The following is a 20,438-nucleotide window of genomic DNA, read 5'->3' as shown; positions in this document are numbered from 1 at the left end:
GGCTGCCTATTCGAGCCGCAGCAGCCGGCCGACGATCGGCGTCGGCGATGACGTGGCGCTGGCGTCGACCTGGAAGGCGTAGCGCTTGGCACCGAGGATGGCGAGATAGCTGCCACCCGGGGTTAGCGACTTGCCGGCCTTGGCGAAGTCATAGAATTTGCCGCCGACCATGACTTCGGTCTTGAGCGGCACGGTGATCGTGGGCTCCTTGCCGTCGGTGCGCTCGATCACCAGCGTGCTGCCACTCTTGGCCTGCACCAGCGGGGAGACGCCGTAGAGCGTCGGCAGCTTGGACGGTGCGGCTCCCTTGGCGTCCGAGCGCATGGTACGGAAGGTCGTCGCGGCGCTCTGGTTGGCTTCGCGCTCGGACAGCTTTGCCGCATTGGTATCGCAGGGCACCTTCTCCCGCTTGACCTCGCCGAGCTGCACGGTGCTCTGCTCGGCGCCAACCAGGACGACGCCTTCGCTGATGGTCTCGCGCTGGCAGGATTTGAGGTAGCTGAGCGTGATGCTGGCCTTGGGCCCGAGCTTGATGATCTTGCCCGGCGCCACGTAGTCCATGAACGCGATGCCGTCGACCTTGCCCTGCACGTCCTCGACGATCGCGGCCGGGGTCTCCGCCAAAGCGGGGGCCGCAAGGCAGAGCGCGCCGACAGCGGCGCCGATCAGGCTTTTCATGGGAGTTCTCATCCAGTTCGACCGATGTATTGCCCCGTCCTGGTTCGATGCTTAGCAGCGGAGCGCCCAGGCAAGTGTGATCAGAATCACTCTTTTTTCTTGGTGCCACTCTAGCAGGAACAGGTTCAACCCGGCGACCGGAGAAGACGGAGCCGCGGCAAGCTGTTGGCGGGATGGCTAATATCAGCCGGCCGGGATGGCCTCGGTTCGGTCCTCGACGGGACCGTTCTCCGGGGCACTCTCTATTTCAGGCGCGAGCGTGGCTTCACTCTTCTTATATGGCGCCTGCTGCCCGGCGGCGATCTCCACGACCTCATCCCAGCGCGACAGGAAGGCCTCGACACAGGCCGGGTCGAACTGACGGCCCTGGTGCTCGACCAGATAGTTGCGGGCGACCTCGAGCGGCATCGGCTCTTTATATGGGCGCCGCGTCGTCAGGGCGTCGAACACGTCGGCGACCGCGACGACGCGCGCGGCGACCGGAATCTCGTCGGCCTTGAGGCCGTTGGGATAGCCGGCACCGTCCCAGCGCTCGTGATGGCCTGCGGCAATTTGCGCGCCGAGCTGGATCAGCTCGCAGCTGGAGTCTGCCAGGATCTTCTCGCCGATCGTCGCATGGGTGCGGATCACCGTCATTTCGTCGTCGGTCAGCTTGCCGGGCTTGAGCAGGATGTTGTCGGGAATGGCGACCTTGCCGACGTCGTGCAGGGGCGCGGCGAGATAGATGTCGCGGCAGAGCCGGGCCGGCAGACCGAGCTGCTCGGCGATGATGCGGCTGTAGCGGGCGACCCGCAGCGTGTGCTCGCCGGTGTCGTTGTCGCGATACTCGACCGCGAGCGCGAGCCGCAGGATGATCTCCTCCTCGCGCTCGCCGAGCTTCTGGGTCGCGGCGGCGACCGCGCCCGCAAGATCGGCGGCGCGGTCGTTCTGCTTGCGTATTGCTGCACCAAGGCGCACCAGGTTGCGCAGGCGCACCGTCATCTCCACGCTCTGTGGCTGTTTCGGTAAGAAATCGGTTGCACCGGCCTGCAGCGCTTCCATCTTCACGTCATCGGTCTGTCGCGATGTGATCATCGCGATCGGGATGTCGGCGCAGCCGGGCAGGGTGCGGAAGGCGCGGATGAAGCTGATGCCGTCCATATGCGGCATCTCGTAGTCGACCAGCACGAGATCGAAGACGCGTTCGCGCGCACAGGCCAGCCCCTCGATCGGATCGAGGAAAGTGGTGGCCTCCACCTGGCCTTCCGCTTCGATATGACGTTTCAGGAAGTTGAGGACAGAGCGGCTGTCATCAACCAGAAGCGCTTGGGTCAGCATCGGCGGCCGGACTCGTTCGGATGGCGAGGCATGACCTTCACAAGTAGCCATTGCGATTTAACGCGGAGCAAACGTTTAGGCTGTGACGGACTGACTCAAGACTGCGCACAACGCATGAGAATTGAGCGGGCCATGCACGCTTGCATGCATGCGCGAAGTTCTAGGGTTTGTGACCCGTAGTTGTACGGTGATCTCCATTAGGGGTTTGAACACTCTCCGTCCCGAATAGTCGTCTTGCGGGATTCGCGTCATGCGTGCAGCGGCTCCCCGGAATTTTTGGGGGACGAATGTCGTCTGATGTCACTGAGCCGAAGTGGTCCCTACGGCTGCCTGCAGATTGCAGCATTGCTGTGATCCGCGGTGTCTATGACCTGATCCGCGAAGCTTTCGGCCGGCAGGACCGGCTCGAGATCGATTGTTCGAGCGTCGACAAGGCCGACGTGACATCGATCCAGCTTCTGCTGTCGACCGCCAAGACGGGTGAGGCTCAGGGCCGCCCGGTGGTGCTCACATCGTTCTCCCAGTCTCTGCGCAACACCCTTCGCCGCGCCGGCTTCGCCAGCGATGCGATGATCGATCAGCACTTCCCGCAAAAGAAAGATGGCACCTGATGGCCACGATTCTCACGGTCGACGATTCGCCCAGCATCCGCCAGATGATCAAGGTCGTGCTCGAGCCGGCCGGTCACAACGTGATCGAGGCCGGCGACGGCGCGCAAGGGCTCGCCAAGGCGCAGGCCGCCAAGCTCGATCTGGTCATCACTGACCTCAATATGCCTGTCATGAACGGGCTGGAGCTGATCCGGGCGCTGCGTAAGCTGCCGAGCGCGGTCGGCATGCCCATTGTCTTCCTGACCACCGAATCCAACGACGCGGTGAAGCAGGAAGCGAAGAGCGCCGGCGCCACCGGCTGGATCACGAAGCCGTTCAAGCCCGAGCAACTGCTCGCCGTGGTCGGCAAGCTGGTGCGCGCATGAGCGCGATGGACCCGACCGAGGTCTTTCGCCAGGAAGCCAGCGAGCTGTTCGAGGTCCTGGAAGGGGCCCTGCTCGATCTCGGCCAGCGTCCCGACGACCGCGAGCTGGTCGATTCCGCCTTCCGCGCCCTGCATACGATCAAGGGCTCGGGCGCCATGTTCGGTTTCGACAAGGTCGCCTCCTTCACCCACGAATTCGAGACCGCGTTCGATCGCGTCCGCAAGGGCGAGATCAAGCCGACGCAGGAGCTGATCTCGGTCGCGCTCGCGGCTAAAGACTATATCCGCGCGCTGATCGAGGATCCGCAGTCGACCGACGACATCATCGGCGAAGCCATCCTCGACGACCTCAAGCGCTTCGTGTTTCCCGACCAGGCTGCCGCTCCGGTCATCGCGATCGCGGCGGCGCCGCCGCCCGCCCCGGTTGAGAGCAAGCAGGCCGGCTGGCACCTCTATCTGGAATTCGAATCCCACATCCTGCGCAACGGCTCGAACCCGCTCGACCTGCTGGAGGATCTCTGCAAGCTCGGTCCCTGCTTCGTGGTGCCTGTCACCGACGGCATCCCGTTCCTCGACGAGATGGAACCGGAAGACTGCTATCTGAAGTGGGACGTCAAGCTGCACGCGGCCTGCGACAAGGACGCGATCGACGACGTCTTCATGTTCGTCTCGGATGAGATGAAGCTGACGCTCTCGCCGCTGGAGCATGTCGAAGCGCCCGCGCCGATGCCGCTGCTCAATCTTCTCGACGAGGAGCCGGCGGCCGAGATGCCCGCGCCGGCGGCTGCTCCTGCTCCTGTTGCTGCGCCCGTGGCCGAACAGCCGGTTGCAAAGGCTGAAGTCGCGCCCGAGCCGAAGCGTGAAGCCGCGCCCGCGCGCCGCGAGGACGCCAAGCAGGACCGCGGCATCGCCACCGTCCGCGTCCAGGCCGAGCGCCTCGACGAATTGATGGACCGGGTCGGCGAGCTCGTCATTGCCCAGGCCCGGTTGACCCAGCTCGCTGCCTCCGGCTCCGATCTCTCGATCAAGATGATTGCCGAGGAAATCGAACGCCTCGCGTCCTCCCTGCGCGACACCACGATGGGCGCGCGCATGGTGCCGATCGGCTCGCTGTTCGGCCGCTTCCGTCGCCTCGTGCATGATCTGTCGCGCGATCTGTCGAAGCCGGTCGATTTCGTCACCACGGGCGAGGACACCGAGCTCGACAAGACCATGATCGAGTGCCTGGCTGATCCGCTGGTGCATCTGATCCGCAACGCCATCGACCACGGCATCGAGGACAACGCGACCCGTGCGGCCAACGGCAAGTCCGAGCAGGGTCGCATCGAGCTCGCCGCCGTTCATTCCGGCGCGCAGGTTCTCGTCACCGTCAGGGACAATGGCGGCGGCCTCAACACCGCGCGCATCCGCGCCAAGGCGGAAGAGCAGGGCCTGATCGCGGCCGGCGCCGTGCTGACCGATCACGAGATCCACCAGTTCCTGTTCCACCCGGGCTTCTCGACCGCGCAGACCATCTCGGCGCTGTCGGGTCGCGGCGTCGGCATGGACGTGGTCAAGCGCACCATCGAGAACATGCGCGGCACGATCGACCTGTCGACCAAGCCGGGCCAGGGCACCACGGTGACGCTGCGCCTGCCGCTGACGCTGGCGATCATCGAAGGTCTTTTAATCCGCGTCGGCGAGGGCCGCTACATCATTCCGCTGTCGGCGGTGGAGGAATGCGTCGAGCTGACCGCCGAGGACGAGCGCTCGCGCGGCCGCAACTTCCTCAACGTGCGCGGCAACCTCGTGCCGTTCCTGCGCCTGCGCGAGATCATGGCGTCGTCGGGCACGCCCGACCGGCACCAGAAGACCATCATCATCTCGACCGGCGAGACCCGCGTCGGCCTGGTCGCCGACCAGATCATCGGCAACCACCAGACCGTGATCAAGTCGCTCTCCAAGCTGCATTCCGACGTCACGATCTTCTCCGGCGCGACGATTTTGGGTGACGGCACGGCGGCGCTGATCCTCGACGTCGCGCAGCTCGTCACGCTGGCGCAGTCGAAAGTCGAGAAGCAGCACATCAGCGAGGCGGCGTGATGAACGAAGGTTTGGCTGGCGGACATCAGGCTGACGCGATGCAGGTCGTGATGATCGGGCTCGGCGAGGAGAAGTTCGCGCTCGACGCGGGCCTCGTCCGCGAGATCATCGATCCCGTCCCTGTCACCAAGGTGGCGGGTGCGCGCGCCTTCGTTCCCAGCGTCATCAACGTGCGCGGCAACGTCATCCCGCTCGCCGATTTGCGCATCCGTTTCGGCATGCCGCAGCTCGACGATTCCGCCGATACCCGCATCGTGGTCATCGAGCTGCAGCTCGACGGCGAGCCGGTGCTGGTCGGCGTCACCGCCGACAAGGTCTACGAGGTCACGGAAATTTCGCAGACCGACGTGCAGCAGACGCCGCGCGTCGGCATGCACTGGAAGCCGGAGTTCATTCGCTTCATCGCGAAGTGGCGCGAAGAGTTCGTCATCGTTCCCAACATGGAACGCATCCTGAATTGAAATGAGGTCTCGGGGGCGAGATCGGTAGGGGCTGAAGATGAGATTTACGGTCAAGGCAAAGCTTGCCAGCGCATTCGGTGTCGTCCTGTTGCTCTCGATGGCGGCGGGCGGCCTTGCCTATGTGAAGCTGAGCGAGATGATCGACACCGCCGACAGCCTGGTGGCGCGCGCCGGTCGGATGGACCGTGCGGCCGAAATCGAGAAGGGCATCCTGCTTCAGGTTCGCGCCGAGAAGAACCTCATCATGGCCTCTGAGAGTGATGCGGATCGCTTCCTCGCCGAGATCGCCAAGCAGCGCGAGACGCTCGCGAAGCTGAAGGAAGAGATTCAGGCGGCGGCCTCCCCCGAAGGCAAGAAGCTGCTCGAGAATTTTGGCGTCGCCTATGCGCGGATGAACGCCGTGCAGGATGAGGCACTCAAGATCGCCCGGACCGACAAGGCGAAGGCGGCTGAACGCTCCCAAACCGACGTTCGCAAAGCCGTCGGCGAGGCAATGGAATCCGCCAACGTCTACGTCACCAACGTTAAGAAGAACATGAACGACCAGGCCGCCCAGGCGCATCAGGACGGCAACCGGGCTCAGCTCCTGCTGACCTCGGCTGTGGTGGCGTCGCTCGCCATCGGCTTGATCGCCGCGATCTGGATCTCGATCAGCATCGCCCGTGGTCTCGGCCGCGCGGTCGGCCTCGCCGGTGCGGTGGCGAGCGGTGATCTCAGCCAGATGATCAACGTCTCCAGCAATGACGAGATCGGCGATCTCATCAAATCGCTGAACCTGATGGTCGAAAAGCTTCGGCAGGTCGTCGAGGAAGCCCTGACCGCGGCGCAGAACGTCTCCGCCGGCAGCCAGGAGCTCTCCGCCAGCGCCGAGCAGCTCTCGCAGGGCGCGACCGAGCAGGCCTCGTCCGCCGAGGAAGCTTCGTCCTCGATGGAGGAGATGGCCTCGAACGTGAAGCAGAACGCCGACAACGCCAACCAGACCGAGAAGATCGCCGCGCGATCGGCCCAGGACGCCGAGGCCAGCGGTATTGCCGTCGGCCGCGCTGTTCAGGCGATGCAGACCATCGCCGAGAAGATCACCATCGTGCAGGAGATCGCGCGCCAGACCGATCTGCTCGCGCTCAACGCCGCAGTCGAAGCCGCGCGCGCCGGCGAGCACGGCAAGGGCTTTGCGGTGGTCGCCTCCGAAGTGCGCAAGCTCGCCGAGCGCAGCCAGGCGGCTGCCGCCGAGATCGGCACGTTGTCGGCCGACACCGTCAAGGTCGCGCAGGAAGCCGGCGACATGCTGTCCAAGCTGGTGCCCGATATCAAGAAGACCGCCGAGCTGGTCCAGGAGATCACTGCCGCATGCCGCGAGCAGGACGTCGGGTCGGCCCAGATCAACCAGGCGATCCAGCAGCTCGACAAGGTCGGCCAGCAGAACGCCAGCGCGTCCGAGCAGGTGTCCTCGACCTCGGAAGAGCTCGCCTCGCAGGCCGAGCAGCTCCAGTCCACCATCTCGTTCTTCCGCATCGAGCATGCCGGCCGTGGCGAGAGCGCAGCGCCGGCGCCGATCGATCGCGCCGTCACCCAGCTTCGCGCCAAGGCCGCCCACATGGCGGCCGCGGATCGCGGCGCGAAGAAGCCCGCGCCGGCGCGCAAGCCCGCGCGTGCGATGAAGGTCGCCGGCGGCGGTGGCGGCTTTGCCTTCGACATGCATGACGGCGAAGACGACCGCGACGCCGAGTTCCAACGCTGATCAAGACGGTCCGGCCTCGTGCCGGGCCACGCTCATTCGCCAACCCTGGGATCCCTGGACTGCAACATGGCCGCAACCTCGCAATATCTGACGCTCGGGCTCGCCGGCGAGACGTTCGGCATCAGCATCCGCAATGTCCGTGAGATCCTGGACATGCGGCCGATCTCGCGGCTTCCGCACGCGCCGAACTTCCTGCTCGGCATGATCGACGTGCGCGGCGCCGGTTATCCGATCGTCGATCTCAGGACCAAGCTCGGCCTGCCGGCCGTGGAAGCCACCGAGGCGACCCGCATCATCATCCTCGACGTGCCGATGAAGGACCGTCTGGTCGGCGTCGGCTTCGTTGCCGATTGCGTGTTCGAGGTCACCGACATCGACGAGCAGGCGATCGAGCCCATCCCCGAAGTCGGCGGCAAATGGCAGTCCGACTATGCCGCCGGTATCGGCCGCAAGGGCGAGAAATTCGTGGTGATCTTTGATCTCGCCAAGCTGATGGCGAATGACGAGATCCCGGAAGGACGTAACGCGGCCGCGGATTCGTCGCGCGCCGCCTGAGTTTGCTAGTGCGTGGTCAAGCGTAAGCACCCCAATTCGAACCAACGAGACTGACATGAGATTCACCGTCAAAGCCAAGCTTGCCAGCGCCTTCGGCGTCGTCATCCTGCTGTCCATGATCGCCGGTGCGGTCGGTTACCTGAAGTTGGCCGACATGGTCAGTACCACCGAGTTGCTGGTCAGCCGCGCAGGCCGCATGGAGAAGGCCGCCGAGCTGAAGGAAGGCATTCTGTTCCTCGTTCGCGCCGAGAAAAACTCGATCCTGGCGGCGTCCGACGCAGAGCACGAGCAGTTCCGTGCCGACCTCCTCAAGAACCGCGAAGCTGTTAGCAAGTCCAAGGACGAGATCTATGCGGCGGCCAGCGAGAGCGGCAAGAAGCTCATGGAGGGCTTCAACATCGCTTTCGCCAAGCTGAACGCCTATCAGGACGAGACGGTTCAGCTTGCGAAGACCGACAAGCCGAAGGCGCTGGACCGCTCAATGCATGATGGCCGCAAGGTCGTCGCCGATGCGATCGAGGCGGCCGATGGCTACATCAAGAACGTCAAGAAGAATATGGCCGAGCAGGCCGAACAGGCCAAGCAGGACGGCGCCCGCGCCGAACTGATCCTGATGAGCCTGGTGATTGCTTCGCTCCTGATCGCCGCGGCTGCGGCGACCTGGATCGCCATGAACATCAGCCGCGCGCTGGCGCAGGCCGTCGGCCTTGCCGACGCGGTCGCGATCGGCGATCTCAGCCACAAGATCGAATCCTCCAGCAACGACGAGATCGGTGATCTCATCAAGTCGCTGAACGCGATGACGGTGAACCTGAATGCGACGGCGGCGCTCGCCAACCAGATCGCGCAGGGCGATCTCACGGTCGAGGCCAAGCCGCTGTCGGACAAGGATACGCTCGGCCTTGCGCTCGAGCGCATGGTCGAAAAGCTCCGCCAGATCGTGTCGGAAGCCCTGACCGCGGCGCAGAACGTCTCGGCCGGCAGCCAGGAGCTCTCCGCCAGCGCCGAGCAGCTCTCGCAGGGCGCGACCGAGCAGGCTTCGTCCGCCGAGGAGGCCTCCTCCTCGATGGAGGAGATGGCCTCGAACGTGAAGCAGAACGCCGACAACGCCAACCAGACCGAGAAGATCGCCGCGCAGTCCGCCAAGGACGCCGAGGCCAGTGGTGCCGCGGTCGGCCGTGCCGTCAATGCGATGCAGACCATCGCCGAGAAGATCACGATCGTGCAGGAGATCGCGCGCCAGACCGATCTGCTCGCGCTCAACGCCGCGGTCGAGGCCGCGCGCGCCGGCGAGCACGGCAAGGGCTTTGCGGTGGTCGCCTCCGAAGTGCGCAAGCTCGCCGAGCGCAGCCAGGCGGCTGCCGCCGAGATCGGCACGTTGTCGGCCGACACCGTCAAGGTCGCGCAGGAAGCAGGCTCCATGCTCTCCAAGCTCGTCCCCGACATCAAGCGGACGGCAGAGCTGGTCGAGGAGATCACGGCGGCCTGCCGCGAGCAGGACGTCGGTTCGGCCCAGATCAACCAGGCGATCCAGCAGCTCGACAAGGTCGGCCAGCAGAACGCCAGCGCGTCCGAGCAGGTGTCCTCGACCTCGGAAGAGCTCGCCTCGCAGGCCGAGCAGCTTCAGTCGACCATTGCCTATTTCCGCATCGAGCACGGCCGTGCCCAGGCGGCCGCGCCGATCGACCGGGCTGTCAACCAGTTGCGCGCCAAGGCGGCGACCATGGCAGCCGTCGAGCGTCCGGCCAAGAAGCCGCAGGCCAAGCCGGCGCGCGCGCTGAAGGCGGCCGGTGGCGGCGGCTTTGCCTTCGACATGAACGACGGCGAGGACGATCGGGACGCCGATTTCCAGCGCTAAGACTAACTAAGGGGATCGGCCCGCCCTTTGTCGGCGGGCCAATCCGTCTTCAGAAATCGTGTAAACGCGTAGGACTCGAGATGGCCCGTTCGGCCCGACATTCAGTGCAGGCGGCCGTCGCGTTTGGGGGCATTCAGCCATGATGCCCGCCATGCAGGATACGGCCGTCCATCTGTCGGATCGCCACTTCCGGACCATCGCCGAACTGATCGAAGGCCAGGTCGGCATCAAGCTGCCGCAGGGCAAGCGGCTGATGCTGGAGGGGCGGCTGCACAAGCGCGTGCGCGCGCTGAACTTCTCCGACCTCAACGAATATGTCGACAATCTGTTCGAGGCCGAACATTTCGACACCGAGCTCACCCATCTCATCGATGTGGTGACGACCAACAAGACCGACTTCTTCCGCGAGCCGCAGCACTTCACATTCATGCGCGACGTCGCGATCCCCGCGCTGCTCAAGTCGCACGGGCGCAAGAACGCGAACCTGAAGATCTGGAGCTCGGCGAGCTCGACCGGTATGGAAGCCTACACCACCGCGATGGTGCTGGACGACATGACGCGGAACGGCTCGCGCTTCCAGTATCGCATCCTCGGCACCGACATCTCGACTGCGGTGCTGCGTCTCGCCAGGACCGCGATCTACACCCGCGACGTGCTTTCGCCGGTGCCGGAGCCCTTCGTGAAGCGCTATTTCCTGTCGTCGCGTGACAGGTCGCGCGGCGAGGTGCGGGTGGTGCCGGAGTTGCGGCGCATGACCCATTTCATGCGGATGAACCTGATGGACGCAGCCTATCCGGTGGATCGGGACGTCGACATCATCTTCTGCCGCAACGTGCTGATCTATTTCGACAAGCCGACCCAGCGCAAGGTCGTCCAGCAGCTCTGCAACCATTTGCGGCCAGGAGGGTATCTGCTGGTCGGACATTCGGAATCCATGATTCACAGTTCCGTTCCGGATCTGAAGCAAGTTCAGCCAACGATTTTCCAGGTCTGATTGGAGCCACGCGCGATGCCGAGGGGGAAAGTTCGCGTACTGATCGTGGACGATTCGGCGTCGGTGCGCCAAATCCTGCAAACGATCCTCAACGACGATCCTGATATCGAGGTGATGGCCACGGCGTCCGATCCGTTCGTGGCGGCGCGGCGTCTCCAGGACGAAATCCCCGACGTCATGATCCTCGATCTGGAAATGCCGCGCATGGACGGCTTGACTTTCCTGCGCAAGATCATGGCGCAGCGACCGATCCCGGTGATCATCTGCTCCTCGCTCACAGAAGAAGGCTCGAACGTGATGTTCGAGGCGTTCGAGGCCGGCGCGGTCGATATCGTGCCCAAGCCGAAGATCGACACGCGGCAGGCGCTGCTCGAATGTTCGACGCGGCTGCGCGAGGCCGTTAAGTCGGCGGCGCGCGCGCGGGTGCGTCCCCGAGCCGAGCGTCGCACGATCGAGAAGAAGCTGACCGCCGATGCGATCATCCCGCCGCCGGTGCAGGGCAGGGTGCGGCCGACGACGGAACGCATTGTCTGCATCGGTGCCTCGACGGGCGGGACCGAGGCGCTCAACGACGTCCTCGAGATGCTGCCGCCGCATTGTCCGCCGATCGTCATCGTCCAGCACATGCCGGCCGGCTTCACCGCGGCCTTTGCCAGGCGTCTCGACAGCGTCTGCCAGATTCGCGTCAAGGAGGCCGAAGATGGTGAGCCGGTGCTGCCGGGCTGCGCCTATATCGCGCCGGGCGCCCGCCACATGCTGCTCCAGCGCATCGGCCTGCGCTATCAGATCGCAATCAAGGACGGCCCGCCGGTGTCGCGGCATCGCCCGTCGGTCGACGTGCTGTTCCGCTCGGCCGCCCAGCACGCCGGCGCCAACGCGCTCGGCGTCATCATGACCGGCATGGGCGACGATGGCGCGCGTGGCATGCTGGAGATGCGCAAGCTCGGCGCCTCGACGCGGGCGCAGGACGAGGAAAGCTGCGTGGTGTTCGGCATGCCGAAGGAAGCCATCGCCCATGGCGGCGTCGAGAAGGTCGTCTCGCTGCACCATATCCCGCGCGAGATCATGCTCTGGTACCAGGCCGGGCATGTGGCGGCGGTGGGCTGATCGCAGATGTCCGTCATTCCGGCTCACACACTGACTGAGGCGACCGCCGCGATCGAGGATGTCTCGTCGCGGATCGAGGACGTGTTCGCGCGGGTCGGCCAGGAACTCGGCCGCGGCCACCTCATCTTCAAGGAGCTGAACCAGGGCCTCGCGACGCTCTCGGAGGAACTCTCCGGCGCCGAGATCGAGGGCGCCGCGACCGCATTGCAGGAGATTTCCGCGCGGCTCAGCGAGCTTGCGAAGGCGTTGCCGGCCGAGAGCGCGCTGCTGGCCACGATCGGCAACAGCACGTCGGAAGCCTCCGCGTTGCTCAAGCCGTTGTTCAAGCACATCGGGATGATCACCATCATCGCGCGCAGCGCGCGGATCGAGGCGGCCTCGCTCGATGGCGATCGTGAGGGCTTCCTCGCTTTCACGCAGGAGGCTTACGATCTCGGCAAGGCGGTGCAGGGCTCGATCGAGGGCTGTGCACGGGATCAGCAGCGCCTGTCGGACGCCGTCGCCACCGCCTCCGGCCGCCAGAAGGACTTCGAGAGCCGCTACGCGAAGCAGCTCGTGTCCGAGAGTGCCGAGCTTGACGATGCATATTCCGGATTGCGCGACCAGCGCAGCAAGAGCCGCCATCTCGCCGACCTCGCCAGCGCCAGCACCAAAAAGATTGCCGAGGCGGTCGGCGGCGCCATCATCTCGCTTCAGGCCGGCGACAGCACGCGCCAGCGTCTCGAGCATGTCTGCCATGGCCTCGGCCTCGCGTCGGAGTCTTCGCCCAGCCTCGTTCCCGGACCGGTTGCGAGCGACGACGGCGCGCGTGCGATCTGCCAGTTGCAGGCGGCCCTGCTCAGGGACGCCCAGCGCGAGTTCGGCAGCGACATCGGCCAGATCGTTCGTGCGCTGACGGCCATCCTGCATGATGCCGGCAGCGTCGTCGGGCATGGCCGTACGCTGTTCGGCGGTGAGGAGGGCGGCTCGGCGTCGTTCCTGTCACGCATCAAGCAGACGCTGGCGCACGCCTCGACCCTGATCGCCACCTGCGAGAGTGCCGGCCGCGCGGTCGACGAGGCGCTGGCCATCGTCGAGGATACGCTGGCAAAATTTCGCCAGGCGATTGCCGGGCTCGCCGAAGCGACCGTCGACATCACCTTGATCGGCATGAATGCCGGGCTCAAGGCAAGCCATCTCGGTAGTCGCGGCAGCGCTTTCGTCGTGATCGCCAACGAGCTGAAGGCGACCGCCGATCAGGTCTCGGCGGGCGCAGGGCGCTTGAAGCCTGTGCTCGACGGCATCGAACGATCGGCGCTGGAGCTGAAGCAGCTCCGCGTGCAGGGTGATTCCACGCAGCTTTCCAAGCTCGAGCCGCAGATCCTGCAGGCGCTGCGCGAGGTGGAGGTCGGCAACGAACGGCTCGGCAAGCTGATGAGCCGGCTGGTCGATGAGGGCGCGGAGTTCGAAGGCCTGATGAATTCGGCGCAAGGCCTGATGACCTCGCTCGGCGAAAGCTCCGCGACCTTGCCTGCGGTTGCCGCGCGGCTCGAGACTGCAAGCGCGGGCACGGGAAGGCCTCGGCCCGAGACGCAGGATCAGGCGATACTCGACGATCTCTTCGCGCGCTACACGATGGAGCGCGAACGCGACGTCCATCGAGAATTTTTGCAGACGCTCGGCCTTGCGTCGATCGCCACCACGCGGCGCGTCGAGGCGGTCGAGGCCGCGGATGACGGCATAGAATTGTTTTGACGTGGCCGCCGGCGCCGGCGGCAATTCGACGGTTTGAGTTTTCGGGGCGTTAACCTTGCTCGCAAGGCTGGCAGTTCAGCCATTGTCGCGCCCCAGAGTTGGTCGCAAATAGAGGTCAATTTTCACGTCGGGAAATTTCCCATGCTGAGAGACGGTACATACGCGGCCTGGTTCAGGACTCCCCGCGGGCAGGGCACCGGCCTCGTGGATCTGACCGGGGGCCGGATCTCGGGGAGTGACAGCTTCTTCACCTATGGCGGCTCCTACCGCGTCGACGAGCGGCATTTCTCGGCCGTCCTGACCGTGAGCCGGTATGCTGACGGGCCGCCGAGCGTGTTCGGTCTGGACCAGGTCGAGGTCAAGCTCTCGGGTGTGTGCAACGGCCTGGTGGCGACCTGCTCGGGAACGGCCAAGGAAGCGCCCGACGTGAATTTCGAGGCGACGCTGATCTACAGTCAGGAAGATGCGCCGGCGACTGACGCCAAATGCGCGGTCGTCAAGCTCAATGCCGACAAGCTGCCCAAGGGCCTCGACGGCCGTTCCCGGCCGCGCCATCCGTTCACGCCGCCCAAGGCGCCCCTGTCCTAGAACGCCGCTGTCTTAGGTTTGCATTGACGCTGTTGTTGCGAAAACAAGGCGCGACGGCACTGCGGCAACCCTGCCTTTAGAGGTGAAATCTAGGTTGATGCCAACAACAAAAGGCGGACAGGGAACATGCCTCAAATCTGGATGACTTATGACGAACTCGCGACGCTCAGCGGCTGCAGTGCTGCCGATGCCAGGATGCAGGCGATGCATCTGTCGCTCGATCGCCGCAAGAGCCGCGACGGGAATACCCGCGTCAAGCTGAACGTCGCCTTGATGGCGCGGTTCTTCGAGACCATTCGCGTGGCCGAATTCGACCTCGACGAGGCGATCACGGCACTGCGCGATGCCCATCGGCAGATGTCGGGGGTTCTGTCGGTCGATCACCAGGGCTTGCGTCGCGGCGTGGCGTATGCCGGCAGCCCGAGAGCATGATCCGAAAAGCCGTGCAGCGGCAGGATCATGCGCAAGCATTAGCCTGACGCGCGAAGACGATTCATCCCAATCCGATCGCGCTTCAGGACGGTGGTCTCGGCAGGAAAGCCAGGATGGTCTGGGCAAGGAGGACGCCGACGGTGCCGCCGGCCGCCTTCTGCAGCACATCCATGAGCCGGGGATCGCGATCCAGCGTCACCGCCTGCAAGACCTCGAGCCCGACGGCCACGGCCACCACAAAGGCGCAGGCCAGTTTGACGCGGCCCGGCAGCAGGAACGACAGCAGGAAGCCCAATAGCCCGTAGGCACTGAAGCGCTCGATGACGACGACCCAGTAGTCCTCCGCGTGGCCCATGAGCGCCGGCCTGCCCGCGAGCTTGGCGAACGTGGCGTAGATGATGAGCGCGAGGCAGATACTCGCGGCGGCGATGAGATGATTGCGGCGCATGGTGCCAACATAGCCTGTCAGCCCGCTGGCCGCTTTCGAAAGCCAAGAACATCGTTAAGGTTCACAAACAGCATGAACCGATGTTCACGGGCGAACTGGGAGTTCCGCCTTCAGGCAAATGGCCAGGCGACATCCCTGCCCAAATTCTCGTCATCGACGAACCAAGCCGACTTCGTCAGGCACGAAGCCATGCGCATGGCAGAGCTCTTGGAGCCGATCGGGCTGCGTCGATTGGCATCTTCCAATCACCGATTGATGAGGAAGACGCGCCCGTCCACGAGCAGTCGTGCGCGGCCTGTGCGACGGACGCTAGTTCTTCTTGGAGCCCTTGGATTTCAGCGACAGCCCGAGGCGCAAGGCCATGCGTTTGACCGCATCGGGCGAGCGACCGAGAGCTTTTGCCGCTTCTTCTAGCGAAGTCGAAGACTTGGCCAATTCCATCAGCCGGCGGTCTTCCTTGAACGACCAGGGCCTACGCGCCATAACCGAAACCATCCTCTCGTCGACACAACGACAAAGCCGCCAAGCGGACCCACGTTCGCTCGACGGCTTTGCTTGGGTGGGGCCGGGCTTGGGGGAGCCCGGTGACCAGATGGATATGCGATCCCTCGGCGTTCGCAACACACAACGCGGATTAAGCTAACCGCTCAACCTTACCGGGATAAAATCAGTGCGTTGCGCTCCGTATAACCACGGAGTTTTTCGCTAGCCGAGGCCGATGCACGCGCTGGTAGCCGCGATCGAGGATATTTTGCCACCATGTCCGGTTGTCGCAGAACCAGCGGACGGTCTTCGCAAGCCCGCTTTCGAAGCTCTCGCGAGGGGCGCCGGCCGAGCTCGCGTTCGATCTTGCCGGGGCCATGGCGTAGCGAAGATCGTGGCCGGGCCCGATCGGCCACGAAGCTGGCGAGATCTCATCGAGTAGATCGCAGACGCGCTCGACCACGTCGAGATTGGTCCATTCGCAGCGTGCGCCGATGTTGTAGGTCTCGCCTGTCCCGCCGTGCTCGAGCACCAGTTTCAGCCCCTCAGTGTGGTCGGCGACATAGAGCCGGAGAAGCCGGGTCGCCGGGGCGAGGCACCACGCGCTCATCATGCCGTGGCGGACATCGCAAAGCCGAATGCTTCGTCCCGCGTCATCACTTGCGCGAAATCCGGAACTACTTGTCGCGAGATCACGACACAGATTCGAGGAATCAATTTCAATTGAATCGCGGCTTGGCTGATCGCAACAGCCTCGAACGAGAATAGATTTAATCGCGATGCCTGCATCGAGGATCGCGATGAGCAGCATTGCGCATCTCTCAGACGAGTCGTCACGAGATCGTCGAATTCGTTCGGCTATGGTCTCGCGCAAGCGACCACGAACAAATCAAAATCAACAAATCAAGAAGAAGACCGAGATGCTTCAGAAAGCGCGAGTGGCATTTCCTCTCACGAAGATCAGAGAGCGGGCGTTCGAAGGCGCATTTTTCGGCGTTGCGCTGATTGCGATGGCAGGCTGGGTGTATTTCATCACGCTGTTGCTGGTGAGATTGTTCCTGTGGTTCTTCGGGTGAACGCATGGCCGACCACATCGCAAGCACGGTGCTGCCCAAAAAATCCCTGACATGACAAGAAAATCAGCGGCGCTCATCATGTTCTCGACACAACTCGAAGATGAGACTAGCGCATCGCAAAGACAACACGCCCTACAATTGGAAGAGTTCCGAATGATGGTAGTCGCGATTCTAATCTCGATCTTCGCGGGCTTTGGTGCGGGCTATGCGACCCGCGCGTGGCGATCGCGCCGGCGCAGAGTACGTCATCCGCTCTATCAGCCTTACGGCTCCTCCGGATCCCGGCAGAATGCGTCGTTCGTGAGGGCGATACGTGTATTCTGATGATTTGCAACTTGGTGGCGGATGCCGATTGTCCTGCCGCAGCGCGTTCCGGATATGGTGGCGGCGTAACCAGGTCTGCTTAGGTTAAGGAGACTTCCGGGCTGGTTCCCGATCGCGGGATCGCGCATGGATCTTGCAGGCCGTCAGCTGGTCTTCCTCGCGTTGATGGGCGCCTGTCATGTTGTCGGATGTGAGGACTGCGGTCGATGGTCTGGCTGGTCTTGATCGTTCCGCTCGTGAGGGCATCGCTCTCTGTCTTGTCAGTTCCTATGGCCGCCGTCTCGATACGTTGCGCGGTCAGTGGATCGCCGGGGAGGGGGCACCTTGACTAGCTTGGCGAACAATGCGCCGCGGCGCTATTTCGTGGATGCGCTGGGCCGGCGCGTCCTGATCGGTCTGACGCTGGAGGAAACCTTCGAGTTCGAGCGGCTCGATAGCGAGCAGGCGTCCGCTCAGGAGGGCAGGCAGGTTACGCGGGGTGCCCATGATTTTTGGCCGGCTGCCGGCGAGCAGCGCTTGCTGGAACTCTACGAGAAACACGACGGCGCCTGGAAGGCTTGGATGGCACGGAGCCGAGCAGAGATCAGAACTTGATTCGACCGTTCCGGGTAACTTCATCCGACGCTTAATTGGCGGGGGCGCAATCAGCGTCGAGCGGCAACCCTGTCGTGGAGACAGACTAGTTGATCTCATCTTGACCAGACGGTGCCGGAAACAGCTTCACGAGGCGATCCAGACCCATCCCGCGTTCTGCAGCATCGAGAACGCGTCGCGCAACAACTTGACTTAATCTCCAATCAGGGCCTTCGAACTGATCCGCAGCCCAAATCTGTGGCTTAGGGCGGCCGTCGAAGCCACGAATCCACACGAAGTAGTATTCGTCCATTTTTCGCGTCGATTCCCTTTCGCATTTGATACGACAAGTCCGCTCCCAAGGCGATGCAAGTCGATATCGTCAGGTTGTCGGGAAGTAAGCCAACTCGGCCGGCTAGCCGAGGCCGATACGTTTCTGCTGGTAGCCGCGGTCAAGAATAGCCTCCCACCACATCCGATTGTCGAAGAACCACCGGACGGTCTTGGTTAAGCCACTTTCGAAATTCTCGTCGGCACGCCATCCAAGCTCGCGCTCTAGCTTTGAAGCATCAATCGCGTAGCGGCGATCGTGTCCAGGGCGGTCGGCAACAAAAGAAATCAGGCTCCGCCGGGAGCCCGTTCCGCTGGGTGAAAGTTCGTCCAGCAGGTCGCAAATGCTTTCCACGACGTGGAGGTTGGTGCGTTCGTTTCGTCCGCCGACGTTGTACGTCTCGCCGACCACGCCCCGCTCGAGCACGAGCGCAAGTGCCTTGGCGTGATCTTCGACGTAGAGCCAGTCGCGAATGTTCTGTCCGTCGCCATAGACGGGAAGCGCCTCCTGGGCCAACCCTTTGATGATGATGTGCGGAATGAGCTTCTCGGGGAAATGATAGGGCCCGTAATTGTTCGAGCAGTTTGTCACCATCGTCGGAAGGTCGTAGGTCTCACGCCAGGCGCGGACCAGATGGTCGGACGACGCCTTGCTCGCCGAGTATGGCGAGTTCGGTGAATAGGGCGTGGTCTCGGTGAAGTAGCCGTCCTTGCCGAGCGACCCGAACACCTCGTCAGTGGAGATGTGGAGGAAGCGGAATTTCGAACGACGGTCCGGGGTCAGAGCCCTCCAGTATCGCAGCGCTTCCTGCAGCAGCGTGAAGGTGCCGACGATGTTAGTCTGGATGAATTCGCCGGGGCCGTCGATCGAGCGATCGACATGGCTCTCGGCAGCCAGGTTCATCACCGCCGCGGGCTGGTACTTCTCGAACAATTTGCGAAGCGACGCTGCCTCGCAAATGCATTGCCTCTCAAATGCATAACGCGGGTTTGCCTCGGCGCCAGGGATTGACTCGAGGTTCGCCGCATAAGTCAGCTTGTCGATGTTGACGACACGCGCCTTCGTGTCGCGGAGGAGATGACGGACGACCGCAGAGCCGATGAAACCCGCACCGCCCGTGACGAAAATCGTGGAGCCTTCGAAACGCATGGATGATCTGCCTCAGGCTTGAGCGGCGTAGGATCGGGCCACCGATTGCAGATACTGGCCGTAGCTGCTCTTGGCGGTCTTCTCGGCGACCTTCGTGAATGCTTCGAGAGAGATGTAACCGCGTCGCAACGCGATTTCCTCGGGGCAGGCGATGCGCAAACCCTGGCGCTGCTCCAGGATCTGGACGAAGTGGCTGGCTTCGACCAGCGAGGCGTGCGTGCCGGTGTCGAGCCAGGCAAATCCGCGTCCGAGCACTTCGACGAACAGGTCGCCCCGGGCGAGGTAGGCGTTATTCACGTCGGTGATCTCGATTTCGCCCCGCGCCGACGGTTTGATCCCCGCAGCGATGTCGACCACGCTGTTGTCGTAGAAATAGAGGCCGGTGACGGCCACATTCGACTTCGGCTGCTTGGGCTTCTCTTCGATCGAGCGCGCACGCCCGTCACCGCCGAGCTCGACCACGCCGTATTGTTCGGGAGTGTTGACGACATAGCCGAAGATGGTGGCGCCGCTCGTGCGTGTCGCGGCCTTGGCGAGCATTTCCTGAAGCCCGTGGCCGTAGAAGATGTTGTCGCCGAGAACTAGGGCTACGGAATCCGATCCTACGAATTCGCGCCCGACGATGAATGCATCGGCAAGACCGCGCGGGGTTTCCTGGGTGGCGTAAGAGAAATTGACGCCGATCTCCGATCCATCACCGAGCAAGCGCTGGAACAGCGGCTTGTCCTGCGGCGTCGAGATGATGAGAATGTCGCGAATTCCGGCGAGCATCAGTGTCGACAGCGGATAGTAGATCATCGGTTTGTCAAAAACCGGCAGCAGCTGCTTCGACACCACTGTCGTGACGGGATAGAGGCGCGAGCCTGTTCCGCCAGCGAGTATGATTCCCTTCATAGGTCCCTCTGGTTTACCAATTCGAAAATATCAGATAGTGTGCGCTGCACAAGATTGTTGTGTGTGCGGAGCTGAAGTCGCGGGAATGAACGTTATCAAGACAGATCTGCCTGAGGTTTTGATCGTCGAGCCGAAGCTATTTGGCGATCAACGCGGCTTTTTCTTGGAAAGCTACCAGTTCGAGCGCTATGCGCAGAGCGGGATTACGCGGCCGTTCGTTCAGGACAACCTGTCACGCTCGCGTTACGGAGTGTTGCGCGGGCTGCACCTACAGAATCCGCTTACGCAGGGCAAGCTGGTCACTGCGCTTCGAGGCCGCGTCTTGGACGTTGCCGTCGATGTCCGCGTCGGCAGCCCGAATTTTGGGCGTCACGTTGCTGTCGAATTGAGTGAGGACAACCGGAGGCAATTGTGGGTTCCTCGCGGTTTCGCGCATGGTTTTGCCGTTCTCTCCGAGACGGCTGATTTCTTCTATAAGTGCGACGCGCTCTACAGCCCGAAGGATGAGATCTCCATTCGGTGGAACGACCCCGCGATCGGCATCGACTGGGGCCTCGCGGAACCCTCGCTGTCGCCGAAGGATGCCGACGCGCCGTTCCTCGCGGACGTGAAGAATCTCCCGCGTTACGGGGAGATCTGAC

At 63.4% G+C, this 20,438-nt stretch carries 23 protein-coding genes; 15 read left to right on the top strand and 8 right to left on the bottom strand.

All coding sequences use genetic code 11. The features are described from left to right. Positions 1-6: 6 nt before the first annotated feature. Both RAD16_RS24490 and RAD16_RS24485 read right to left on the bottom strand, forming a co-directional pair. A complete protein-coding gene (locus RAD16_RS24490) occupies positions 7-678 on the bottom strand; it encodes a hypothetical protein (RefSeq protein ID WP_458160412.1) in 672 nt (223 codons plus the stop codon). 183 nt (positions 679-861) lie between these two features. Continuing rightward, positions 862-1,995: a response regulator gene (locus tag RAD16_RS24485; RefSeq protein ID WP_458160411.1), complete on the bottom strand. Its 1,134-nt coding sequence runs from the start codon at positions 1,993-1,995 to the stop codon at positions 862-864. A gap of 287 nt (positions 1,996-2,282) precedes the next feature. On the opposite strand from RAD16_RS24485, the gene RAD16_RS24480 reads away from it, so the two are divergent. The 12 genes from RAD16_RS24480 to RAD16_RS24425 all read left to right on the top strand — a co-directional run bounded on the left by RAD16_RS24480 (position 2,283) and on the right by RAD16_RS24425 (position 14,519). Next, entirely contained in the window at positions 2,283-2,606 is a 324-nt protein-coding gene (locus RAD16_RS24480; protein WP_458160410.1) for an STAS domain-containing protein, read from the top strand. Next, positions 2,606-2,971: a response regulator gene (locus RAD16_RS24475; RefSeq protein ID WP_458160409.1), complete on the top strand. Its 366-nt coding sequence runs from the start codon at positions 2,606-2,608 to the stop codon at positions 2,969-2,971. The genes RAD16_RS24480 and RAD16_RS24475 overlap by 1 nt, the downstream gene beginning before the upstream one ends. Then, positions 2,968-5,052 (top strand): chemotaxis protein CheA, encoded by a 2,085-nt coding sequence (locus RAD16_RS24470; RefSeq protein WP_458160408.1) that lies wholly within the window; start codon positions 2,968-2,970, stop codon positions 5,050-5,052. The genes RAD16_RS24475 and RAD16_RS24470 overlap by 4 nt, the downstream gene beginning before the upstream one ends. Continuing rightward, positions 5,052-5,513 carry a chemotaxis protein CheW gene (locus tag RAD16_RS24465; RefSeq protein ID WP_458160407.1) on the top strand — a complete coding sequence of 154 codons (462 nt, stop codon included), beginning with the start codon at positions 5,052-5,054 and terminating at the stop codon, positions 5,511-5,513. The genes RAD16_RS24470 and RAD16_RS24465 overlap by 1 nt, the downstream gene beginning before the upstream one ends. Positions 5,514-5,550: 37 nt before the next feature. Further along, on the top strand, positions 5,551-7,251 hold the full coding sequence (locus RAD16_RS24460; protein ID WP_458160406.1) for a methyl-accepting chemotaxis protein: 1,701 nt from the start codon (positions 5,551-5,553) through the stop codon (positions 7,249-7,251). Positions 7,252-7,317: 66 nt separating this feature from the next. Further along, a complete protein-coding gene (locus tag RAD16_RS24455; protein ID WP_458160405.1) occupies positions 7,318-7,806 on the top strand; it encodes a chemotaxis protein CheW in 489 nt (162 codons plus the stop codon). A 55-nt stretch (positions 7,807-7,861) separates the two neighbouring features. Continuing rightward, positions 7,862-9,664, top strand: a complete 1,803-nt coding sequence (locus tag RAD16_RS24450; RefSeq protein WP_458160404.1) for a methyl-accepting chemotaxis protein — start codon at positions 7,862-7,864, stop codon at positions 9,662-9,664. Between the two features lie 139 nt (positions 9,665-9,803). Next, positions 9,804-10,658 (top strand): CheR family methyltransferase, encoded by an 855-nt coding sequence (locus RAD16_RS24445; RefSeq protein ID WP_458160403.1) that lies wholly within the window; start codon positions 9,804-9,806, stop codon positions 10,656-10,658. Positions 10,659-10,673: 15 nt separating this feature from the next. Then, the gene (locus RAD16_RS24440) at positions 10,674-11,765 is read left to right on the top strand and encodes a protein-glutamate methylesterase/protein-glutamine glutaminase (RefSeq protein WP_458160402.1); all 1,092 of its coding nucleotides are present in this window, start codon (positions 10,674-10,676) and stop codon (positions 11,763-11,765) included. A gap of 6 nt (positions 11,766-11,771) precedes the next feature. After that, positions 11,772-13,499, top strand: a complete 1,728-nt coding sequence (locus RAD16_RS24435; RefSeq protein WP_458160401.1) for a chemotaxis protein — start codon at positions 11,772-11,774, stop codon at positions 13,497-13,499. A gap of 141 nt (positions 13,500-13,640) precedes the next feature. Continuing rightward, positions 13,641-14,087 carry a hypothetical protein gene (locus RAD16_RS24430; protein WP_458160400.1) on the top strand — a complete coding sequence of 149 codons (447 nt, stop codon included), beginning with the start codon at positions 13,641-13,643 and terminating at the stop codon, positions 14,085-14,087. 126 nt (positions 14,088-14,213) lie between these two features. Then, positions 14,214-14,519, top strand: coding sequence for a hypothetical protein (locus RAD16_RS24425; protein WP_458160399.1), 306 nt, complete (start codon positions 14,214-14,216; stop codon positions 14,517-14,519). A gap of 82 nt (positions 14,520-14,601) precedes the next feature. Here RAD16_RS24425 and RAD16_RS24420 read toward each other — a convergent pair whose 3' ends face one another. The 3 genes from RAD16_RS24420 to RAD16_RS24410 form a co-directional block, all read right to left on the bottom strand. Then, entirely contained in the window at positions 14,602-14,967 is a 366-nt protein-coding gene (locus RAD16_RS24420) for a VanZ family protein (RefSeq protein WP_458160398.1), read from the bottom strand. A 309-nt stretch (positions 14,968-15,276) separates the two neighbouring features. Beyond that, positions 15,277-15,450 carry a hypothetical protein gene (locus RAD16_RS24415; RefSeq protein ID WP_326897928.1) on the bottom strand — a complete coding sequence of 58 codons (174 nt, stop codon included), beginning with the start codon at positions 15,448-15,450 and terminating at the stop codon, positions 15,277-15,279. Positions 15,451-15,634: 184 nt separating this feature from the next. Next, entirely contained in the window at positions 15,635-16,261 is a 627-nt protein-coding gene (locus RAD16_RS24410) for a hypothetical protein (RefSeq protein ID WP_458160397.1), read from the bottom strand. On the opposite strand from RAD16_RS24410, the gene RAD16_RS24405 reads away from it, so the two are divergent. Next, positions 16,251-16,526 (top strand): hypothetical protein, encoded by a 276-nt coding sequence (locus tag RAD16_RS24405; RefSeq protein ID WP_458160396.1) that lies wholly within the window; start codon positions 16,251-16,253, stop codon positions 16,524-16,526. The two genes, RAD16_RS24410 and RAD16_RS24405, sit on opposite strands and share 11 nt — an antisense overlap. 657 nt (positions 16,527-17,183) lie before the next feature. After that, the gene (locus RAD16_RS24400) at positions 17,184-17,444 is read left to right on the top strand and encodes a hypothetical protein (protein WP_458160395.1); all 261 of its coding nucleotides are present in this window, start codon (positions 17,184-17,186) and stop codon (positions 17,442-17,444) included. An 85-nt stretch (positions 17,445-17,529) separates the two neighbouring features. Here RAD16_RS24400 and RAD16_RS24395 read toward each other — a convergent pair whose 3' ends face one another. From RAD16_RS24395 to rfbA, 3 genes are all read right to left on the bottom strand, one after another. Next, the gene (locus RAD16_RS24395; protein ID WP_458160394.1) at positions 17,530-17,736 is read right to left on the bottom strand and encodes a hypothetical protein; all 207 of its coding nucleotides are present in this window, start codon (positions 17,734-17,736) and stop codon (positions 17,530-17,532) included. 102 nt (positions 17,737-17,838) lie between these two features. Beyond that, on the bottom strand, positions 17,839-18,903 hold the full coding sequence (gene rfbB / locus RAD16_RS24390) for a dTDP-glucose 4,6-dehydratase (protein WP_458160393.1): 1,065 nt from the start codon (positions 18,901-18,903) through the stop codon (positions 17,839-17,841). Between the two features lie 12 nt (positions 18,904-18,915). After that, on the bottom strand, positions 18,916-19,797 hold the full coding sequence (gene rfbA, locus RAD16_RS24385; RefSeq protein WP_458160392.1) for a glucose-1-phosphate thymidylyltransferase RfbA: 882 nt from the start codon (positions 19,795-19,797) through the stop codon (positions 18,916-18,918). Between the two features lie 85 nt (positions 19,798-19,882). Between rfbA and rfbC the strand changes: the two genes are divergently transcribed. Then, on the top strand, positions 19,883-20,437 hold the full coding sequence (gene rfbC, locus RAD16_RS24380; RefSeq protein ID WP_458160391.1) for a dTDP-4-dehydrorhamnose 3,5-epimerase: 555 nt from the start codon (positions 19,883-19,885) through the stop codon (positions 20,435-20,437). Position 20,438: the final 1 nt, after the last annotated feature.

The sequence above is a fragment of the Bradyrhizobium sp. 18BD genome (assembly GCF_054185225.1).
The sequence above is the reverse complement of the archived record's forward strand: the minus strand, read 5'-3'. Positions and strand labels throughout refer to the sequence as shown.